11 protein-coding genes and 2 rRNA genes are annotated in these 17871 nt (G+C 49.8%); 5 read left to right on the plus strand and 8 right to left on the minus strand.

The window, feature by feature from the left end:
- The first annotated feature begins 20 nt into the window (after nucleotides 1-20).
- Nucleotides 21-1376 carry an amino-acid N-acetyltransferase gene (gene argA / locus GMA8713_RS02235; RefSeq protein ID WP_198159440.1) on the plus strand — a complete coding sequence of 452 codons (1356 nt, stop codon included), beginning with the start codon at nucleotides 21-23 and terminating at the stop codon, nucleotides 1374-1376.
- Here argA and recD read toward each other — a convergent pair.
- Entirely contained in the window at nucleotides 1342-3339 is a 1998-nt protein-coding gene (recD, locus tag GMA8713_RS02240; protein WP_062705334.1) for an exodeoxyribonuclease V subunit alpha, read from the minus strand. The two genes, argA and recD, sit on opposite strands and share 35 nt — an antisense overlap.
- Entirely contained in the window at nucleotides 3326-6925 is a 3600-nt protein-coding gene (recB, locus tag GMA8713_RS02245) for an exodeoxyribonuclease V subunit beta (RefSeq protein ID WP_062705336.1), read from the minus strand. The genes recD and recB overlap by 14 nt, the downstream gene beginning before the upstream one ends.
- A 501-nt stretch (nucleotides 6926-7426) precedes the next feature.
- Here recB and GMA8713_RS02250 point away from each other — a divergent pair.
- Nucleotides 7427-8980 (plus strand): methyl-accepting chemotaxis protein, encoded by a 1554-nt coding sequence (locus GMA8713_RS02250; RefSeq protein ID WP_232314324.1) that lies wholly within the window; start codon nucleotides 7427-7429, stop codon nucleotides 8978-8980.
- A gap of 26 nt (nucleotides 8981-9006) precedes the next feature.
- Here GMA8713_RS02250 and recC read toward each other — a convergent pair whose 3' ends face one another.
- On the minus strand, nucleotides 9007-12402 hold the full coding sequence (recC, locus tag GMA8713_RS02255; protein WP_062705340.1) for an exodeoxyribonuclease V subunit gamma: 3396 nt from the start codon (nucleotides 12400-12402) through the stop codon (nucleotides 9007-9009).
- A gap of 126 nt (nucleotides 12403-12528) precedes the next feature.
- Entirely contained in the window at nucleotides 12529-13485 is a 957-nt protein-coding gene (locus GMA8713_RS02260) for a TDT family transporter (protein ID WP_479687079.1), read from the minus strand.
- A gap of 133 nt (nucleotides 13486-13618) precedes the next feature.
- Here GMA8713_RS02260 and GMA8713_RS02265 point away from each other — a divergent pair, with 133 nt between their 5' ends.
- Nucleotides 13619-14527 (plus strand): LysR substrate-binding domain-containing protein, encoded by a 909-nt coding sequence (locus GMA8713_RS02265; RefSeq protein WP_062705343.1) that lies wholly within the window; start codon nucleotides 13619-13621, stop codon nucleotides 14525-14527.
- On the opposite strand, the gene GMA8713_RS02270 is transcribed toward GMA8713_RS02265, so the two are convergent.
- Nucleotides 14524-15210, minus strand: coding sequence for a DNA-3-methyladenine glycosylase I (locus tag GMA8713_RS02270; RefSeq protein ID WP_062705345.1), 687 nt, complete (start codon nucleotides 15208-15210; stop codon nucleotides 14524-14526). The two genes, GMA8713_RS02265 and GMA8713_RS02270, sit on opposite strands and share 4 nt — an antisense overlap.
- A gap of 81 nt (nucleotides 15211-15291) precedes the next feature.
- On the opposite strand from GMA8713_RS02270, the gene GMA8713_RS02275 reads away from it, so the two are divergent.
- Nucleotides 15292-15588, plus strand: a complete 297-nt coding sequence (locus GMA8713_RS02275; protein WP_046303019.1) for a YebG family protein — start codon at nucleotides 15292-15294, stop codon at nucleotides 15586-15588.
- Between the two features lie 227 nt (nucleotides 15589-15815).
- On the plus strand, nucleotides 15816-16847 hold the full coding sequence (gene dapD, locus GMA8713_RS02280; protein WP_062705348.1) for a 2,3,4,5-tetrahydropyridine-2,6-dicarboxylate N-succinyltransferase: 1032 nt from the start codon (nucleotides 15816-15818) through the stop codon (nucleotides 16845-16847).
- Between the two features lie 61 nt (nucleotides 16848-16908).
- Here dapD and GMA8713_RS02285 read toward each other — a convergent pair whose 3' ends face one another.
- The 3 genes from GMA8713_RS02285 to GMA8713_RS02295 all read right to left on the minus strand — a co-directional run.
- Nucleotides 16909-17271, minus strand: a complete 363-nt coding sequence (locus GMA8713_RS02285; RefSeq protein ID WP_062705349.1) for a DUF2799 domain-containing protein — start codon at nucleotides 17269-17271, stop codon at nucleotides 16909-16911.
- Between the two features lie 139 nt (nucleotides 17272-17410).
- Nucleotides 17411-17526: ribosomal RNA gene (gene rrf, locus GMA8713_RS02290) — 5S ribosomal RNA — on the minus strand.
- Between the two features lie 246 nt (nucleotides 17527-17772).
- Nucleotides 17773-17871, minus strand: a 23S ribosomal RNA gene (locus GMA8713_RS02295); the annotation flags it as partial.

Raw genomic sequence — 17871 nt, forward strand, 5'->3', positions numbered from 1 at the left:
CAAAAATATGGAGTAAGGTGTTGAAACTTCGTAGTACAGCACTCGTAAACGGATTTAGACAATCTGCACCCTATGTGAATGCACACCAGAACAAGACCATCGTGGTCATGCTGGGTGGTGAAGCGATTGCTGACCCCAATTTTGGTAATATTGTCAATGATATAGCCCTTCTTAATAGCCTCGGTTTAAGGTTGGTTTTGGTGTATGGCGCTCGTCCACAAATCAGCCAGAACCTTGAAAAACAAGGGTTCGAGACGCCGTATCATAAAGGCGTCCGAGTCACAGACTCAGCCGCACTGGAAGTTGTTAAACAGGCTGCCGGTCAGCTTCAACTCGATATCACCGCGCGCCTCTCCATGAGCCTGAATAACACGCCCATGGCTGGTGCTCAAATCAACGTGGTAAGTGGAAACTTTGTCATTGCTCAGCCACTTGGCGTCGATGAAGGTGTCGACTACTGCCATAGTGGACGAATCCGCAGGATCGATATTGATGGCATTCATCGACAACTCGATCAGCACTCGATCGTTCTGCTCGGCCCAGTTGCCAGTTCGGTAACCGGTGAGTGTTTCAACTTGACCTCAGAAGAAGTTGCCACCCAGCTTGCCATTCGCTTGAATGCGGACAAGCTCATTGGCTTTTGTTCACTGCAAGGAGTCATTGGCCCTAACGGCAATGTGCTATCAGAACTATTCCCTCATCAGGCGGAGGAAATTCTACGTCAGCGCGCCACGGCGGGTGATGAGAATTCGGGTACCGTTCGGTTTTTGCGTGGTGCTGTCGCAGCCTGCCGTTCAGGGGTTCCAAGAAGTCACCTTCTCAGCTACAAAGTTGATGGTTCCTTGATTCAGGAGCTTTTTTCAGTAGAAGGTATCGGTACGCAGATTGTCACCGAAAGCGCCGAGCGTGTTCGCCAGGCAACCATTGATGATATCGGTGGCATTCTGGAGCTTATCCGCCCTTTAGAAGAACAAGGTATTCTGGTGCGACGTTCTCGGGAGCAACTCGAGCAGGAAATTCCCCGTTTTACCGTTATCGATCGGGATGAACGGATTATAGGCTGTGCGGCGCTTTATCCGTACCCAGACTCTCAAACAGCAGAGATGGCCTGTGTGGCCGTTCACCCCGAATACCGAGACAGCGACCGTGGCACCAACCTGCTGCAATATATCCAGCAGCAGGCGGTTCAGTCAGGGATCAAAACCATATTTGTCCTGACCACCCGCAGTATTCACTGGTTTCGTGAACATGGTTTTGTGGAGGCTGATGTGACAGCACTACCGGATGCCAAGCAAGAGCTCTACAACCTGCAGCGCCGATCAAAAGTACTAACGTTGACGCTTAATGGACGCGTAATGCGTCTGCCAAGCCGCTAAATCGCTGCGTTTTACGCTTCACCGCCCGCGCCAAACTGGTGCGGGTGGCATACACATCCAACCTGTCTTTTGCCCGTGTAACGCCCGTATAAATCAGTTCCCTTGTCATCACGGGTGTTGGAGTCGGTGGTAACACCAAAATGGTATGACTGAATTCAGAGCCCTGAGATTTGTGGATCGTCATCGCGTAGGCAGTTTGATGTTCAGGAAGGCGACTTGGCAAAAAGGCTTTTACTGAACCGTCCGCCATTTCAAATACTACGCGAAGCCCTTCTTCCTGTTTTACCACAATGCCGATATCACCATTGTACAAACCAAGACCATGGTCGTTCTGCGCGACCATAATTGGCCTTCCCGGGTAGAAAATCTCTTCTCCAGGAGCAATAAGCCCCTTTTTGGCTAGCGCTTTTTCAATCGCCACGTTCAAGCCTTTGACCCCAAACGGGCCATCAGACAGCGCACAGAGCAAGCGGATATTAGAGAAATGTCTAAGCAAGGTTCGGTTATCTGCTCCCTCGGATAACGCCGCGAGGTAGTTTCGATATCCATTGACCGTAATTGCGATAGCTTCGCCATACACGTCACCGTCAAGGTCGTGAAGAGCAATATCGCCGAAGCCCTGCCGCAAGACTCTATCAACCCAGCGTGTTTCGCCCGCATTAATGGCATAAGCCAGTTGGCCAACGCCGGATTTAGCATGGAAGCGGTAGCTTTTGCGTAGCAAACAGACGCCATCAGAGACAGCAGGGACTGAATCTTCCTGCGGCAAACGAAAGCCTGTCAGTGACGCTAAGGTCCTTGCGCGATCAGCACTAAAACCACTTCCGGCATGCAGACAGATATCACCCAACACAGCACCCGCCTCAACAGAAGCTAACTGGTCGCGATCTCCCAGAAGAATCACTCTGGCATGCTGAGGCAATGCCGCGAGCAATCGGGCCATCATAGGCAAATCAACCATGGATGCTTCATCGACCACCAGCACATCAAGGTGAAGACGGTTGCCAGCATGATGTCGAAACTCAACACGGTTTGGAATGGCACCAAGCAGTCGGTGAATGGTTGATGCCTGAGTCGGAATTTTGTCTCTCACCTCGTTACTCACCGGCAATGCCGCAACGGCTTTTCCGATAGATTCCGTCAGACGGTTTGCCGCTTTCCCCGTCGGTGCCACCAGCTTGATTTCAGGGCCATTCGGTTTGTCGCTACTGCTGACGATCGCTGCCAAAAGCTTCGCCACTGTTGTCGTTTTCCCTGTTCCAGGGCCACCAGAGATAACTGCAAAGCGATAACTTAGCGCCACGGCTGCCGCGACTTTTTGCCAGTTTAATCGTGAGGTTTCCGGCACCAGACTCAGCACCTGGGTATCCGTTGCTCCAAAATCTAGCGCCGTTTTCAGTCCGTCTACATCAACCTGCGTCAAATCGTTGATATCGAAGAAGTCGACCAGTTTCTCCGCTTTTTCGCTGTCTTCCCATGTGCTGTAGAACTGACGGAGCAAAGCCATATCCGGTAGGAAAAGATCGTCCAACACGCCGCGCAGCGTCATCGGCAAAGGAAGCTCAGTGGCACGTGCAGTAATTTCGTTAGTCACCAGGCACTCTGCAGCCCAATAACGATAAAGATAGAGGCGGGAGCCACTCAGCACCATCGGTGTCGGTTCACTTCCATAACCGACAACCGGAGATCCGGACACCAAAGCGAGCACATTTTCTGGTGTCATCAAGATTGCCAGTTCCGCGGATTCCGCTGGCATCAGGTCAAAGAGCCTTGCGCTGTCTAAGGCTGCCAGATCAACACAGACATTACCTTTACCCAGCTCAAAACTGACTAAAGCAGCCCATCCCACCATAGGAGATTCAACGTCCCCAAGCTGCTCACCGATAAACTGGGAAAACTGACGGTCGATAGCTCTGATGGCTTTTCGCTTATACAGCGCGTTGAGTTTTTCACTTATCGCCATTTAGGCTCTCCCCATCAGAAAGCTTTCCTTCCGCGGATAACAATGCCTCTCCAGAAAAAATGGCATCAAGGCCATCGAGAAGCTCAAGGGAAGGTGAGGTATAAAAAATACCGTGGCGAGTACCCGCTTCAATACCACGAACAAAAAGATAGAAAACACCGCCCAGATGACGCTCAGGCGAATAATCTGTTAAACGCTGACGCAGGAAACGATGCAGAGCGAGAGAGTAAATCTGGTATTGGAAATCGTAGCGGTGATCAGCCATGGCATCTGCCAGTGCCTCCTCAGTGTAATCGGCAGGCGAATCTCCAAGATAGTTCGACTTCCAGTCCAACACGTAATAACGCCCCTGCCAGCAGAACACTAAGTCGATAAAACCTTTCAGCATGCCACTGGCGGTATCAAAGTGCAGCTCACCAGCCTGCCCTGAAAGAGGATCGTGTTCGGCAATTAACCGGTTCACACGGCCACTATCAAGTCTTTCCACCGGCATCACGAATTCCATCTCGGTCAATCTTGCGGGTTCATCAACCTCAGACAGCATCAATCCTTCGTCATTAAGCGGTTGAGAGACAACATCAGACAACAGTTTCTGCAATACAGGTATCCAGCTTTCGTCGTAATTTTCGAGCAGCAGGTGATGGCGGATCATTTCGGCCACTTCCTCACTGAACATGTCTTGCCCAAACTCCACGTTCTCAAACAAGGTGTGTAGGAAAGTCCCCGGACGGGCACCTTTCGGAAACTGGAATATGGTAGGCGCGCTGTCGGTCTCCGTGTCACTTTCATCGTGCTGCTCTTCAGCGGCATCAATATCAAAGGCTGGTAAATCAGGCAGCGCACTGCTGTGACCTTGCTTGACCAAACCGGAATAACTGGTCAGGCGCCAATCACGGCGGATACGTCCTTCGAAGGTTCGCGCTTCAATGACGTCATCATCAGCCAACTCTGGCTTCAGTTTTCCGTCCGATACTCTGGGTGGCTCGGTTTTCTCAATGCCGTCGCAACCCGCTGCCAACGAATCAACCTCAGCACCCAACCCCGCGGCATCTGAGGCCTCACCTTTTTGAATCAGGTAACCCAGTGCTGATTTATGAAGCCCGGTATCTCCGGAAGATTTCCTGCCGTCTTTTAGCGGTGCAAGACCTATAAAGCAGCCGTAGACGGCACGGGTCAAAGCTACGTAAACGAGTCGAAGATCTTCGGCCAAACGCTCTTTATCTGCCTGTTCAATGGCGAAGTCAGGCTCGGTCAATGACAGCACAGGCGTGTGGTCTTCATCATGGAAAAAAGGTCGGTCTGATGGGCGGAAATTACAGGCGAACGGCAAGTAAACCAGATCGTATTCCAGACCTTTAGATTTATGAATGGTGACGATTTGCACCAAGTCGCGCTCAGACTCCAAACGCACCTGTTGCTCTTCACTGTTGCCGTTAGGGTTGTCGATATGGTCAGCCAGCCAGCGGATCAATGCATGGTGACTATCCAGTGTCTGACTTGCCTGTTGCAGCAGTTCACCAAGATGCATCAGGTCAGTGAGTGCCCGCTCACCATTGTCTTCACAAAGTAAGCGTTCTGCGATACCACGGCGTTGCATCACCTGACGGAGCATGGGCATCACACCTCGGGTAAACCATACCGTTTGGTAGGTAGAAAACTCCATCACCGCCCTCTCCCACGCTTTTTCGTCATGGTTCAAGGTATCGATTTCACTGGCCGTCAGCGCAAATAGGCCGCTTGCCAGTGCAGCACGAAGTTTTCGCTCACTATCAGGCGTCAGTACCGCAGCAAGTAGCCTTTGAACATCCGCTGCCAGATGGCTTGAGAACACGCTGTCGCGGTTCGAGAGATAAACAGAAGCAATGCCCTGCCTTGCCAGTGCAAGCTTCACTTTGGCTGCTTCGCTGCCGGTTCTCACCAGCACTGCGATGTCTCCGGCATGAATAGGCTTGCGTTTGTCGCCTTTGCAGAAATGCACGTTACCTTCCTGCGCTTTCGTCAGCACTTCGCGGATGTTGCTCGCAGTGGCATGGGCCATTTGCTTTTCGTAATCAGCTTTCGAAACCAGATCTGCCGTTTCATCCAGCCAAAGGGTCATCGAGGCTTGTTTAGTGCCATTCACTTCCCAATAGCGCTCATCAGCACCCGGTGAGTAAGCAACAGCAGTAAAAGGAATGTCATCGTTGTAGATAAAAGGCGATTCCGCATTTTTGAAGACATGATTAACTGCTTCTACCACACCTGCCGTCGAACGCCAGTTAATGCCTAGGTTGTAATGGTCGACGACCTGACGGCGCGCGTGGATATAAGTGAAAATATCTGCGCCACGGAAAGCATAAATCGCCTGCTTAGGATCCCCAATCATAAAGAGGCCACATTCAGGCTGTTCGGCATAAATATCGCTGAAGATTTGGTATTGCTGGTGGTCGGTATCCTGGAATTCGTCAATCATGGCGACCGGATACAATGTGCGGATACGCTCGGCTAGAACACCTTCACTGTCGTTTTCCAGCGCCGATGAAAGCTGTGACAGCAAATCATCGAATGACAACCAGCCAAAGCGTCTTTTTTCCTGAGCCAGTAAAACTCTCACCTGACGAATGGCATGCGCCGTCAGCGCATCTTTCAGCGTTGGAGGGTTCGCCACCAGCTTATCTATTGCATCAAAAACCGGATGCGTTGGCACTTCGCCTTTCTTGGTTTTTTCTGCCAACATTGACGCAGAAAATCGCTCAAGGTTTTTCGGCAATTCATAGCTGGAAGTTATCCGGGATGCCCAGTCTGAGACCTCTGAAAGCCAGTTTGGCATCGACTTTTTACTGTAGCTGCGTTTGTCAACGCCAGATCCTGAGATCAGAGCTTCGAGATCGCCCGCAGCTTCTAGCCATAACCTTTTTACTTCTTCGATTCTCGCCAGGTTCTCCTGATGTAAATCATCAAGATTATCCGGCATATCAGGCGCTTTGATGGTGACCAGCGGTCCAGAGAGATAAGTGCTAATGTCTTTCAACAGTGACAGTGGAGATTCCCAGTAACCCCGAACGACACCCGCGAGCGATTTGGGCAATGGATAGAACTGGCGTCGCCAGTAATCCGAGACCGCGCGTTCACGTAAAGCACTTTCATCAGTAATGAACTCGTTGGTAAACAGGCTGCCAGACTCGAAGGCGTTTTGGGTGAGCATGCGCTGACAGAAACCGTGAATGGTAAAGATTGCCGCTTCATCCATCTGGCGTTCGGCTTGCAGAAGCAAGCGCTCGGCGTATGAATAATCCTGCACCTCATCCAGCAGAGGTTTAATCACAGGGTCTTCGCTGTGCCCTCGACTGAATGCGAGACGTGAATCATGGATACGTGCTCGAATACGGTCACGGAGCTCCTGCGTGGCAGCCTCGGTAAAGGTCACTACCAGAATTTTATCGACACCCAACGGCGAAACATGTGCAGTATCTTCGCTGCCGTGCCCCAACAATAGCCGTATATAAAGACCCGCAATGGTAAAAGTTTTCCCCGTACCGGCAGACGCTTCAATCAGTCTCTGTCCGTGTAGAGGGAATGACATGGGGTCAAGAAGTTGGGTTGACATGCACTGTTGGCTCAAAGGGGAATAATGTCCCTAGTTTATACCCAAACCACCTGAAAATGCTCGCTTTCAGAGGTCATTGTTCCGTTCAGTCCGAGGGCAATTTCGCGATAAACATTCATTCCATTTCCGCAAAAGCGAATGAAGGAATGCAGAAATTGAGGTTCTCTGTTTAGCCCACTTACCTGAGTCCTAAACACGTAGTGTATTTAGAGATATTAACACCGTGACATTTGACATTGGTTTACCACCTAAACCTATCAACTTCCTCTACATCAATGATTACAAAACCAGACATTTTGTGTGACGGAAAATAAGTCTGCGAAGCAGATCAATCAAATACAATTCTCATTACGAATCGCCCTATTGATACTTTGCTTCAATTAAGTAACCCTTCGTGTTTAATTTTCGTTACGGACATCTAAATACACGTATATACTTAGTATGAAATTTGTTGCGAACTTATCTGTACGATATAAGCTACTGCTTATTGTATGCATCTCAGTGATTAGCATTGTCCTGCTAACAGCTTTCCAAGCGAGAAGCCTGCACAAAGACCTCCTGTTGGAGAGAAAATCCAGCTTAATGCAAACCATCGAGCTGGCGATGCAAATTGTCGACAGCCACTATCAGCACGACCCATCCGAGGCCAGTCGCCAGAAGGCGATGACGGCGATTCAGCCCCTAACCTTCGGTGCTGATGGCTATTTCTTTGCGATTGATAAAAAAGGAACCATGCTAGCCGGTGCCAAAAGCCTGATTGGTAAAGACTTCAGCAGTTTCAGGGACAGCAAAGGCACACCACTTCTCAGGGACTTCAGACGAGTCGCTCAACCTATCGAAGGTGGATTTACCAGTTACTGGTTCCCTAAGCCCGGAGGCAAAGAGCCTCTGGAGAAAGTGAGCGCAGTAAAACGCTATGAACCGTGGGAACTGCTTATTGGTACCGGCCTATACGTTGACGATCTCGAAGCACTGGTGTGGAAAGAGGCCTCTAAGTCGGCACTATTCGCAATGGCTATTGCTGCCGTTCTGGTGTTACTTGCGACTATGCTTTCACGCATGTTGCTCAACTCTGTCCGTGAAATTCAGCGCGCGCTCAGTATCGTTGCTAGTGGTGACCTGACAGCCCGTGCCAATGTAGACAGCACTGACGAGCTTGGCGAGATGTCACGAAACTTGAATACGGCTTGTGAGCAGCTTCAGGGTCTGCTTTCCAGTGTCGATGCCACACTTCACCAACTCGACAGCGACAGTAAAACCATGGCGGATCTGGCAAACCGTTCAACGGATGGGATTCGTAACCAAAGTCTGGAACTAGATTCCGTTGCCAGTGCGATGGAAGAAATGTCTTCTGCTATCAAGGATGTTGAATCCAGCACACTTACCGCACAGGAGAGTACACGTCACTCCCGCAAGTTGGTGACTGAAGCGGAAGCATCACTCTCTGCCTCACTGGGCAAGTTTGAGCAAGTAAATGACGATGTGATTGATGCAGAGCGCAGCATCCGCGAGCTGGCAGCATCAAGCGACCAAATCAGCGATGTGGTCACTGTGATTAACGATATCTCTGAGCAAACCAACCTGTTGGCGCTCAATGCCGCGATTGAAGCGGCACGCGCTGGCAGCGCAGGCAGAGGTTTTGCGGTGGTGGCGGATGAAGTACGTAAACTGTCGCACTCCACCAAAGAGTCAACCACTCAAATCAATGCCATCATAGAACGGCTGCAAGAACGTGCTCAGGTAGCAGCAAAGATAATGAGTAGCGGCACAGACAAAACGGCACAAAGTCTTGAACAGGCCAGGCTTGCTCAAACTCAGTTGACTGCGTTAGCTGATCTGATTAACGAGTTGGAGCAAATGAACACAGCGGTAGCAACATCTACTTCGCAACAAGTCAGCGCCTCTCAGGAAGTTGCCCGCAGCGTGGTCAATGTCAGCGACATTTCCCACACCAACCGTGAAGCGTCGGAAGATACGCTGGGACTGAGCGATAAGGTAAAATTCCTAAGCGACACTGGACGCAGTCAATTGTCGAAGTTCAAAATCACCAGTTGAGTATGCGAAGAAGGCTGACTCCATAGTCAGTCTTCTTTTTTCTCACCATTTAGCGCGGGTAGCAGCAAGGTTTTTCCAAGCTCAAAAACCTGATCGAGCAGCTCATCTTCTACCTGTGGCCAGACCCGAGCCACGTAAGCATTTTCTCCTTCACCAGACACCATGTAGCCCCCTTCAAAGGCTGAGCGCATTTTGCTGCGCGCTTTATCCAACGTGGCATCGTCTTCAAACCAGTGACCTTTCTTATCAATACAAGCCGCCAAGGCTGCCAGCGCAGTATTTGGCAGATAAGCCAATGGTACTTCCGTACCCGCAAGATAGTATTCGATGTAAACCGCAAGGCTCGATAAAGCGTCCTCTTTGGAAATTGGACTCCACACCACATCATCATCCACTCCAATGAAGCGTGTTTCCAGTTGCTCACCTGACGCGCACTGACAAAGGTGCTCAATCCATGCTGCAAGCTTGTCTCTCGCCCTGACTTTTCCGCTTCGATACAGAATTCGTCCAGCGCGGTAACGTTCATCCAACCAGCCCTGAAGTTTGACTGTTCCCCGGGTTGTGGCGATAGAAAGATTGATTTCCAATGCCTGTCGTTTGTCGGTCAGCAGCGGCTTTAATTGTGCGTATTGAGCCAAAATTCCAGCTTGTTCCGTTTCAAGTGCCAGCTCACCAAAGTGATTGAGCGGTAAACTACCGCTCGCTTTTTGCTGCCTGAAAAAGGCGTCCAATGAGGCTTCACTGTCATCATAAGCAAGAACATGGGAGAGGAGCGCATCCCGCAACTGGTAACGGTGAAGATTATCCAGCGCAAAAGGCTCGGCTTCTTCCATTGCCCCTTCCGGCGACTCAAAGAACACCTTTAAGCGGCGGTTGAAAAAGTACTGAACAGGTAAGCGCCAAAATCGCTGAAGCTCCGCAAGTTCAATCACACCGGATTGCAGATCAGGCTCTTCACTTAGCGCTTTGCCATCAAGGAAAGGCGCTGCAAGTTGCCCTTCGCCACGCGCTGCTGGTAACCATTCCGCGGCGTAACTTTGACGGCTTTCAGTAAAGGCCTGTCGGCTGAAAGGAACAAGTGGATTATGGTGATTCAAGGCGTTGAACAGACGCTCGCCGGACTCGTGTTCCGGCAGAACTTGGTCACCTTCAAGACAATATCCCAAACGGCAATAATCGAGTAATTCAGTCACCAAAACAGAAGGCACTTTTTCTGTGTTGTCCTGAACGGAACGGCCTACATAGCTAATGTATAGGCGTTGCTGAGCTGATTGCAGTGCTTCGAGGAACAGGTATCTATCATCATCCCTACGGGAACGGTCACCGGCGCGGGTGCGACCCGCCATCAAATCAAAGCCAACCGGCGCGATGGTGCGCGGGTAATCGCCATAATTCATACCAAGCAGGCACACCACCTGAAACGGGATAGAACGCATTGGCATCAGGGTACAGAAGTTCACTTGACCGGCAAGGAAGCGCTGGCTGACACGCTCGCCCCCGAGCTTTTCTTTCAGGTAATCACGCACGATCGGGAGCGCGAGAGTTTGGTTGAATCCAGCGTCATCCAGTTGGGTCAGCCAGTTATCCAGTTGAGTGCGAATAAGCTGCCCAGCTAGCTCTTCATCCGTATCCAGTGCAAACATCTCGTCAAAGAGTGATGTCAGTGCCTGCACCCAGGCATGTCCGTCTTTCTCGCCGAGCAGCACTTTTTGCGTCGCCGACATCACACGGAAGAACTCACCCAACTTACCTGCCAGCTCTGCTTCCAATCCTTGTACTTCGTCATACGCCAACACATCGTTGTAAAGCCCAGCGTCGCTCGGCATGGCGTAACCCAGCAACATGCGGTTAAGACCAAACAACCAGGTGTTCTGATGTTGATGAGGCAAGGAGAAATGTTCCGCCGTCGAATCATCGAGTCCCCAGCGAATGCCGGATTCTTCTACCCAGAATTTCACCTTCTCAAACTGTCGGTTATCAAAACCAAATTGACGCATCACGGAAGGCACTTCGAGGATTTCAAGAAGCTCGGCTGCGCTGCAACGGCTGTCCGGAAGCCCTAATAATCGCAAGAACGTTGTTAGGATTGGACTTTCCTGATCCGCGGTGCGGTCGGAAATTGAGAACGGAATAAAACGCTCACCGGGTGCGTTGCCGAATACTGCCTGAATTGCCGGACTATAGGCATTAATGTCGGCGACCATCACGATAATATCCCGCGGAGATAAATCCGGGTCTTGTTCTAGCATCTCAAGCAGCCTGTCGTGCAGCACTTCCACTTCACGCATCGGGCTGTGGCAAACCTCCACCATGACAGAGCGATCTTCAGCGGAAATGCCCAGCTTACTCTCACTGGTAAGGGTTTCCTGTATGTTGCCCGGTTCAATCAAATCAAGAATATCAGCCTGAATATGATGAAGTAAGCTGTCACGCTGCACATCAACAAAGCCCTGATCGACCTCATTACACTGGAGTTCAGAAATCAGCAGCAGGTTGTCACGGCCAAGCTTACCCATAGACGCCAGCAGGCTATTACCGACTTCGGCCGAGTCATCTTCACTGACTAATGGTAGGGCAAACTGCGCTGGCTCCTGAGTATCGCTGGCTCGGCTAATGCGTGAATCCATGCTGGCTGCACGTCTCGCCAGATAGCGTTTGTCACGGATATCCCCCCAGTAATAACGACAAGGGTTAGTGAACATATAGTGGACATCGACATGCTCACCCAGCGCTTTGAGAGCATCAAGATAACGCGGCGGCAAAGCGGAAATGCCGAACACAAAAACGCGCTCAATACCTTTCAGTCCTTCCGGTTTGTTTTTATGCGACGCTAGCGCCTCGATAAACTCTTCATAAAGATTGGCGCGGTGAAACGGGGACTGATCCTGCTGAAGGGTGTAATCGTAAAGCGCCTGCCAAAGCTTGGGCTGCCAGCTTTTCTCCTCTGCCAACTCATCAACTAACTGCTCGTTTTCCCATGCCTTTATCCACTCTGGTCGGTACACCAGATATTGGTCGTAGATATCGGCAATCTTACCCGCCAGTTGGTAAAGCTTCTGATTGTCACCATCGCCTTCAAGGTAACGCTTGAGTTCATCAAAGTCTGGTTGTTCGAGGAGCTCTGGCAGCACTGTCATCAACTTCCAGGTCATCGCTTCTTTGTTGAAAAAGCTTCGCTGCGGCACATCATCCAAAATCTGAGTGAACATCTGCCAAATGAAAGTGGCGGGAAGTGGGAACTCAACGTTCGCAACTATCCCCTGTTCTTTGGCCATTTCCAGCTTGAGCCACTGCGCCATGCCCGGGCTTTGCACCAGGATTAATTCCTTTTGGAAAGGATTATCCAATGGCTTTTTCTGAATAATGGCGACCAGCAGACTTTTCAAAAGATCCAACTGGTTAGAGTGATAGACAGTGAACACGGGCAAGACTCTTGAGAACGGTATTGGAGAGATTGTGGCGGAATGCCCTCAAGAGTGCAATTTCATGCAGTTAGAAATGAAAAAGCCTGCACAAGATGCAGGCTATTTTTAACGATTTCGCGAAGGTTACGCTGTGGCTGGCATTTTCCATTGCAGTGAAATGAAGCGGCGGTAATGCATGGCCACATACCCAACCACGATGGTCGCGACCACCAATTCGATGATACCCAGCACATAAACCTGATTCACGTAAGTTGCCGCCACGCCAACCGACTCTAACCAAGCCGCAGTTTTAAACAATGCTGTCGCGCCGATCACCATTGGGAAGGTAAACGCGGCATAGCCCGGTGAGAATGGCAAACGCAACAACCTGGCAAATGACACGTAAATCACCAGTGTCATCAGCAAGGCAATCCCCAGAAGCACTGCCACAATGACAGGTGAGGGAGATTGACTCACGGTTAAGTAACCAGCCAGAGACAGACTTGCCGGAGCGGCCAGAATCGCAATGGTTGGTTTCGCCGCATCTGGCACCTCACCACAGAAAATCAGGCGGTAAAGCATGAGTGGCAACAATACAGCATAAGCCAGTAAACCAAATAGCATAATGCCGTCCGCCACGGGACGCAGCGCAGGGTTACCTGAGAAAGCAACATCCGCAACTATCAGGCCCACAGGTGGCACAAACCAGCTCGGTACCATGTGTGTCAGTGAGAAGTCACGGGCACGGTGATAAACAAAAGAAACAAGGAACGCGACGTGGGCGACCACGGCCAGCATCCAAAGAGAATCGCCCGCAAGAGGAGACACTTTGCCAACAGAAGCAGAAACAATCATCACGCCCATAGCAAAAGTAGGCACCACACTGCCGACAACAGGGTGCTGCAAATCGCACCAAAGACCTTTGGGAGAAAAAGTAAATTTCAGTGCGATCATCAATAGCATCACACCACCGAGCACCGCCCCTAAAACCTGAGCATTTCCACCGAAATTACCGACATTTTCCCAGCTCCAACCAAGGCTTGCGATTGCCAGCGCGAGGCCAGCCATTGGAGTAGGAAGTAAGTTGAGACGTCTACGCATTGCTCTGCCACATCTTTAGAAGAAAAACACATAAAATATGATAGAACGGCATTATTATTTAGTATATCTGAATATCTTTAACCTAAAGTTAAGTTAAATTTAAAATAGATTAAATAGACGGGTAAATATCCATATGTCATTGTCTCTTCGCCAGCTACAGGTTTTTGTCGCCGTTGCCCAGGAAAAAACCATTACGGCTGCATCCAGTCTGCTTTTCCTCTCCAAACCTGCTGTCAGCATGGCGATCTCAGAGCTGGAAAGTCAGCTCGGGCACAAATTGTTCGAGCGGGTCAACAACCGGCTGATACTCAACGATCAGGGCCATCGACTCCTCCCTATGGCAGACGAGCTGCTTACCCGAAGCGATGAAATCACGAAGGTATTGAACTCTAATGGCGAGCTCTCTGGCCTCCTTAGGTTGGGCGCGAGCGATACGATAGGAAACCAACTGGTGCCATTTTTGCTTAGGGATTTCAGGGCACAGAGTAATCATATTGACCAGGAGCTGGTGATCTCGAATAGTCAATCGATCATCAACAGGTTACTCGCATTTGAACTCGATATCGGACTCATTGAAGGACAAGGCGAGACTAAACATCATTTGGGAAACGATGATTTGCACATGGAGCCTTGGCTCTCAGACGAAATGTGTATTGTTTGCGCCATCGACCATCCTTTGGCGCAAAAAGAAGAGATCACACTGTTTGATTTGGAAAACCATGCGTGGCTGTTGAGGGAAACAGGCTCCGGTACCCGTGAGCATTTCCTCTCACGAATCGCCCCAAGGCTAGAGGACTGGACGGTAGCTTTTGAGCTTCGAACCACTGAAGCCATTATCAATTGTGCAGCTGCAGGACTCGGTTTGGCTTACCTTTCAACACTGGCCGCCAGACATGCCATCAGCAATAAAAGACTTCATAAGCTGACATTGCCACTCGATCTGCGCCGTCAGTACTGGTTGGCACACCACAAAAGCAAACACCACTCGCTTCTGTTTGAACGTTTTCTAACCTTTACCAGCGAGTGGCAAGTTAACGATTAATAGCTGTTATCACCCACGCTGAAAGCGATAATCTGGCTAATTTGGCAAAGTGGACGTCCACTCTCTTCCTGCCATTGATTAAACGCTTCCTGCGCCGCATGCAGAGATTTTCGGGTATCCCGGCCGCCCTCAATGATCTTGTGAGCCCGCAGATATCCCTCAACATCGCCAGACAAAATAAAAGTATCTTTACCCATCATACGAAGTGAATAAGGCCCGGTATTACCTCCCAAGCGACTTCCATGCTTTTTCAGGTGTGCCCATAAGCCAATGATGTCACTTTCCGGCCACTCCGCGACAAACTGGGCAAAGCTGCCGTGTTGCTTCGCTGCACTTTTCATCATCTGGGCATTGTGGGGAATGGTCATGACTTTACCCAGATGACGAATGATCGCTGGGTTTGTCGCTTTCTCTTCCCACATCTCAGGCGGAGTTAGGCACATTTTTTCAATATCAAAGCCCCAGAAGACTTCTTCAAAACCTGGCCACTTGTTCCTCACCACCTGCCAATTCATTCCCGACTGGAAGATCTTTTGACTGAATGTTGCTAGCCATCGATCATCCGGGATCTCGCTAAGTTCTTTTACGCTCTTAGGGTGTGCCAGACGCTGCTCCAGATCGCTGTTACTTCCCTTTCTTGTTGCTGCTCGATGATAAATCTCTGAGAATTTTTCCAATGCCATCACAGTAATCACGGTTAAACTAGACAGGTAACCTTACTCTACTGTATAAACAGACAGTAAACAAATTAAGAGAGGTTAACCATGGCCGTTATCGTCAAATATGTGGTTGAACGCAACGGAGAAGAGAAGATGACTTTTACCTCTAAAGCGGAAGCTGACGCGTATGACAAAATGCTCGACATGGCAGATGAGCTATTTGAGCTGCTGGGTAAAAGCGAAGTCACAGGCGATGAAGCGCAACGCGAAGAATTGTCCCTTTTCCTTGCGCAAAATCGTGAAGAAGTACTCTATGCACTGGGAGCTAAACGCAAGCCAACCCCAAAGCCAGCAAAGAAAAAAGCTGAAGCGCCAAAGGAAGATGACGCCGAAGCGGCTTAACTTCTCAATAAACGCTCCCATACGGAGCGTTTTTTATTTCAATATTGTCCTAATTTTCGGTCTATTTAACCCATATTCACTGCAAGAGCCGTTAATATAAAGGATTCTCTCCACTCACCCTTCAATCTCGAAGCACTTCACTTTAAGATGTCTCCATCTATCACAATTATCATGCAGCATCTGATATCAACCGATGCTGGTGGAAGAGACAAGGAGACTCCCGGATCATGGCCAGTTTTGCTCTAGCGTTTGGCACCGCGACCAAAAACAAAGATGGAAAAATCATCGAAGCATTTTTCCCAACCCCAGTTCTTAACCCTTCAGATACTCTGGTTTCAGCTCTTGCTGACGTTGTCGGTTATCAGGGCGGTAACGAGGCGTTTGAAGTGGAAGCAGCACAATGCGCAGCTATCGCTTCTGCTTTCTCCGCAGCTGACGAACAAGCAGCAGCATCATTTGCGACCAAAGCAGCGGAGTCTAGCCAACCACTCGTTCTGACTATTCTTGTGACTGACGAAAAGCCAGCAAGCGTGGCAGAGGGCTTCCTCAAGCTTCAACTCATTTCTCACCGTCTTGCTAAGCCTCATGGCATCGTGCTGGATGGCATTTTTGGTCTACTGCACAACATCGCTTGGACTAACCAAGGACCAATCGATCTACCAGAGCTGGCTGAACGTCAAATGGAAGCTCGCTTGAAAGGTGAAACCCTGACAGTAGATTGCGTAGACAAGTTTCCTAAGATGGTTGATTATGTGGTTCCTGCAGGCGTCCGTATCGCAGACACCGCACGTGTTCGTCTGGGTGCACATGTGGGTGAGGGCACCACTGTTATGCACGAAGGCTTCATCAACTTCAATGCAGGCACTGAAGGCGTCAGCATGGTGGAAGGCCGTATTTCTGCAGGTGTGATGGTCGGTAACGGCAGTGATATCGGTGGTGGTGCTTCAATCATGGGCACCTTGAGCGGTGGCGGCCAAATCGTTATCTCTATCGGCGAAAACAGCCTGTTGGGTGCGAACGCGGGTCTTGGTTTCCCACTGGGTGATCGCTGTACCATCGAATCAGGTCTGTACGTGACTGCAGGTACAAAAGTCTCCATGCTGGATGCAAACGGCCAAGAAGTGGAAACTGTAAAAGCACGTGACCTGGCAGGCAAAACAGACCTTCTGTTCCGTCGCAACTCAGTGACCGGTAAGATTGAGTGTCTGACTAACAAATCTGCGGTTGAGTTAAACGCTGAGCTACACGCGAATAACTAATTTGCAAGTTAAAGCAAAGATTGAAAAAGACCAGCCTAAAGCTGGTCTTTTTGTTTGTCATTTAGAAGATACTTCCCGCTTCAAGCCCTGTTCTCCAATTTGCTTCATAGTCCCAACCTGTCGGGGAGTCATCTATACAAACCGAATTTCTTGGCTTGCCTAATATCCCTGCGTGATATGCATTTTCGGGTTGGCAATACACATCCATATGGGCTTTATAGGCAGAAAGATAGTCTTCTTGCACTGACTCAGAAGTCGCACCAAGCTCCCTCAATGCCTTCGCAGAGCGAGGTTTATTCCCTACTTCAACATCATAGCTTGCAAGTGCTGACCAGTTTTGCTCTTCAGCGTATTGAGAAATCACCGAGCTTGAGCAGCCTATAAGACCTAGAAGAACAAACATCGCTATAACTAAAGCTCTCATGACAACCTCCCGCTTCATTTACAAAAAGTATATGGGATAAGGCTGAACATAAACCATACAAAGTAGTCTTTTAGATAGCCAAAACATACAAATGCAAAAAAGCCCTGACCGTCAGGTCAGGGCTTTTTCTAAATTAGAAGCCTGGCGATGTCCTACTCTCACATGGGGAGACCCCACACTACCATCGGCGCTGTTACGTTTCACTACTGAGTTCGGCATGGAATCAGGTGGGTCCATAACGCTATGGTCGCCAAGCAAATTCTGTGGCTTTATCCCGCTGGCTATAAAGCACGCTAGCGGCGTTACTTTGCTCCCTCACTCGGTCATGTACAGTCGTACACTCCCTCGTTCGGCTCACAAAATGCCTTGCTTTCGTACTTTATCCCTGCGCTGTTCTGGCGCTAGCTGGATAAATCCATCATCTGAAAAGTGACTGTCTTTGTTCTCGTTCTTACACATTCAATGTTCTATCTGAGTCCGTCAAAACCCCTTGGGTGTTGTATGGTTAAGCCTCACGGGCAATTAGTATCAGTTAGCTCAACGCCTCGCAGCGCTTACACACCTGACCTATCTACGTCGTCGTCTCCAACAACCCTTTAG

This window comes from Grimontia marina, assembly GCF_900060185.1.
Classification (GTDB): Bacteria; Pseudomonadota; Gammaproteobacteria; order Enterobacterales; family Vibrionaceae; genus Enterovibrio; species Enterovibrio marinus.